At 31.4% G+C, this 4,360-nt stretch carries 3 protein-coding genes; all 3 read left to right on the forward strand.

All coding sequences use genetic code 11. The features are described 5' to 3' along the window. The first annotated feature begins 30 nt into the window (after nucleotides 1–30). The 3 genes from KNP80_RS15645 (at nucleotide 31) to KNP80_RS15655 (ending at nucleotide 4,265) form a co-directional block, all read left to right on the forward strand. Entirely contained in the window at nucleotides 31–1,545 is a 1,515-nt protein-coding gene (locus KNP80_RS15645) for a competence protein CoiA (RefSeq protein ID WP_214835079.1), read from the forward strand. Nucleotides 1,546–1,589: 44 nt separating this feature from the next. Continuing rightward, the gene (locus KNP80_RS15650) at nucleotides 1,590–2,354 is read left to right on the forward strand and encodes a hypothetical protein (RefSeq protein WP_214835080.1); all 765 of its coding nucleotides are present in this window, start codon (nucleotides 1,590–1,592) and stop codon (nucleotides 2,352–2,354) included. A gap of 75 nt (nucleotides 2,355–2,429) precedes the next feature. Next, entirely contained in the window at nucleotides 2,430–4,265 is a 1,836-nt protein-coding gene (locus KNP80_RS15655; protein WP_214835081.1) for a hypothetical protein, read from the forward strand. Nucleotides 4,266–4,360 lie beyond the last annotated feature (95 nt).

Genomic DNA, 4,360 nt, shown 5'->3' on the forward strand with positions numbered 1-4,360 from the left:
GTGTCGCAACTTAAACGTTAGGGTGAGATTATGGTTGCTGGCAAGTCCTTTTTCTTTTCTAAAATAGGAGTGCAGAGTTGTGTACGTTTCCGTTGCACACTTCTGCACTCCTATTTTGCATTACACATGTTAAGGGGTAAGGTGATAAATCTTATTGATAGGGAATGGGTGAATCAAAGAGATTACTTGAAAAGTCCGCAACAGAAAAATCAGCTTTTTTGTCCTCTGTGCGAGAGTAAGGTAGAGCTTCATTGGGCTATCCCAGCAAAGAAAATTCCTCATTTTAAACATAGTAGGCAGTTAGATTGTACCTATGGGAGAGGGGAAAGCGAAGAACACAACGCAGGAAAAATAAAGTTATACAACTATCTTAAAGAAACACTTGGAGACGCGTTAGAGATGATTGAAATAGAGTATTTTTTAAAAGAATCTAAACAGGTTGCAGATATCTTTTTTCAATTCAAAAACGGTCAAAAATGGGTCTTGGAATATCAACGTTCTAACATTCCGACTTCAGTCATTGAGCACAGAAGAAATCTATATCAATCATTAAATATAAAAGATATTTGGATTTGTGGGGAAAATCTTGTGAAGGATATTGGGATTTTAGGTGTTAATCTTAAAAATGCTGCACAAGACCTCCAACACGTTGGAACAACCAATCTGAATTCAATAATCACTTTTAATCCTCTAAATGAAGAGGTTGTAATTTATAGAGGTCTAGAGAAACAAAGAAGTAATGCTTTTTTCTATCAAGATGCTTTTAGATTTACTATAGAAGAGCTCTGTTTTAACAAATGGGGTCAACCTTTCTGCATTAATGACTATATGCTATTAGATAAACCGTCTATACAGAATTCACGAGGGATGGTGTTTGAGCAACTAGTGGAAGAAGTGAACATTAAAAGGATTCAAGAGAATCTATATACCCATATAGATAATGTAAATAATTTATTCATACCTAGTGAATTGCACAGATTTATTCCTTGGGAGATGAAAAAAATCACATTTGATATTGTTTGGAATAACCGACCTTCCAGCCCAGCGGAAGAAGACCATCCCCTACATGTAGTAGGTATAAGATCTGATAGATGGAAACATCAATTTAACCAATCTTCAAGAACAGATGAAGTTGGTACAAGAACGGCCACCTTTGGCATGCTATTTATTGTATTAGAGCTACTTTACAATGAATTCTTTATGACCGAAGAAGAAAAAGACACAGAATTAAAATTGATGTCAGAGGGCAAACAGATTCCTTATTATATACAAATGAATTATTTGAAGAGAATAGGAGTCTTAAAAAAAGACGTATGGAGAGATCAACACAATACTCATATCTCACTTGAAGAAGTATGTCTATACTTCTTTAGATTGTTAAAGATACAAACAGAAGATGCAATAGGAACAGCTGTGGCAATGGGAATAGTGCATCCGAATGAAACAAAAAATGTCCCAAACTTCTCTTTGTTATTTGAAATCAAAAAGCGCGTTGAAAAATATTTAGAGACCTATAAAAGAAAAAATCCATGGATTATCGACTGAAGTGTTGTAATAGTAGACTTATGGAAAAATAGGGAGTGGTAAAGTTGACTGCTAAACAAATCTATATAGATTTCTATAAGCCGATTTGGGATGAAGTGCAGATGCACTACAATGAAGTACAACATATGAAAGATCTTGAAGTAATAACAGACATTGATTTAGATACTATTTTGGAAAGTTTAAAGAAATATTTAGGAGGAGATGGTTTTTACATCACTATTGAAGAATTTGATTCTATTTGTTTTATAAACGTTGTCACTTATTTTCATCAGGATATTAAAGAATTAGAAGAGTATGTAACTACTCTTTCTAAAGACACACTTATTACTAAAGAAAATGAAATTGAACATGCTATCTACTTGTCGGTAGATAGTATAAGTGATCAGGAAGATATCGATAGATTGGTCACATTGTTGAAAGAAGAAGGAATTGAAATAGAGTTTGAATTGAGAAGGAAATCCGCTTTTGAACGGGGTGCTGGAGATTTCCATGAAGATCTAATTTTAAGCGTACTTTCAGCTATTACCGGGAAATTAACAGAAGCTGTGTTTGATAAAGTTCAAAACAAATTTAGTGCCAGGCGCAATCTAAGGCTACATACAATTGATATTGAGCGCCTAAAAGAATATGTAACTCATAAAACATCTATCAATGTGAATGATTTAAAGGTTCGTTCTATTAAGACATTAGAAGCTGGTTTGACAGAAGTAATTTTAACAAGTCGATATAAAGATGTAGTTGTAACAGCAGACCAATCATATAAACATATAGATTTTAATGTTGTACAGAAAACACAGACTTTAATTTAAAAAGACAAGTAGAATTTTTAATGATTATATCGGTTTTCGTACAAGAAAAATCTTTTGAAAAGAGGAGGCATTAAAATGATAGCTGAAGCATTGGGTGGCTTTTTAGTAAATATCAGTTCAAGTTATGTACACGAAAAGAAAATTAAAATAGATGATCGTATTCTTCATACAAAAATAGAAGATGTTGTAACAGAATTTCAAAAGGAATTTGAAGGGACAGAATTAGATTCTCTCGCCTTTCAAAAAGTATTAGAATCAAAAGAATTTACAGATAGAATTTTACAAAAAATGTTTTTTGGCTACATAGGAACAGGGGAAACGATTCAACAATTTATAACAGATATCTCTGATGAGGTTATTGAAAAGGTTAATAGACATTATGAAAGTATAGGTAGAAGTCCTGTAAAAGTACCCCAAGATTTTCACTTATATTTCCAAAAATTGATAAATGTATTGTCCGAGATAAGAACCGGTATTTTTTCTTTAAAAGAATCTGCAATGTTAACTACTATAACTTCAAAAGTGGTTGAAAGTGGTGCCGAGATTAAAGATGGAATATCTGCTGTTATAGAGCAAATAGAAAACTCAAAAGAAGATAATATTTTCGCCAATAATCAACTAGAGAATATAGAGAATTTAATTGATCAATATAAAATAGACCTTGCTAAAGAATTTATTAGTGAAATGCTGGAATCTCAAAATAGCTTAAGTAAACCACAAAGAGAACTATTATATTTTCAAAAAGCTAGGACTTTAGTGTTGAGCTCTGAGTTTGAGAAACTTGATCAAATTAAAGTTAGAATTAGAAGTATTTCTGTAGACTCAAAATATATTCATGAAATAGATTATCACATTGCCTGTAATGACTTAAATGATGAGTTATTTGAAGAAGTAATAATGAATTTAAATAGGCTCGGATGTTCTCAAAATGAGATTACCATGAAAAGATTAGATTACCTTATGTATCAAAAAAAAATAGACGATGTTTATAAGGAATTAATTGATAAAGAAGAGTTAAAAGTAGAATATAAGAAAAATCATAAAAGTTACTACTATTTGGGCATAATTGAGATGGAACGTAACAATTTGGAAAAGGCAGAAATCAACTTTACAGAAGCGTATAAACTCAGAACAAATTCAATGTATCGCTTTTTCTCAATTTATTGTAGAGCTCGTATTAATCTAGGAAAATTCTTTAAGCAAATTGACCCTGATGAACAATTATTCAGTGAAATAGAATGTTCTATTAAAGAAATGAAGACATTTATACACGTTACAAATTTTGTGGATGAGGAGTTAATGAAAAGCTATTGGTTAGTTCACTTGAACTTACTTTTATTGGTAGATGGTAAATTAGCACTTTATGAACTAGAAAATGTTCCTTCGAAAATTAAAGACTCAAATATCTTCTGTCATCTTAAAGCTGATATTATGGTGAAAAATGGTGACTATAATAACGCTAAGATTGTTTTATTGGATTCATGGGAAGAAACACCGATAAATGTATTTAATCTATTTAATATATTGTATTTCGAAAAAGAATTTGAAGATTTATGCAATAGATTTAAAGAATTAAACAACCAGGATATAGTGAAAGACCCAATTATTCAATTAATATATTATAAATCAATGATTGAAGTAGAAGGTGCTGACTCATCTTCAGAAGCTCTATATGATTTGATATCTACGTATTCGGAAGAACTTACACTGTACCCAGACATTATTGAAATTTCACTTAAACATAAATTAAATTCTTTATTTGAATTAGTTAAAGAAAAGACCTTATTAAATAAAGAGAAGATGCATTGGCGTTTGTTGATACAAATTGGAAGGATCTTAATAGCTTGTAATCAACTTGAACTTGCTAGAGTTATATTAGAGTGTCAACAGCGGTTTAAAATTCCCTCTTAATAACGGATTAAAAATCCCTTTTTTACACATTACTCTTGGAAACTATCGACACGCGCCGGTTGGATGCCGGCCCGTTTCTTTTCTCTCATTCGATA

Source organism: Exiguobacterium sp. E4787, assembly GCF_018618375.1.
Classification (GTDB): domain Bacteria; phylum Bacillota; class Bacilli; order Exiguobacteriales; family Exiguobacteriaceae; genus Exiguobacterium; species Exiguobacterium chiriqhucha.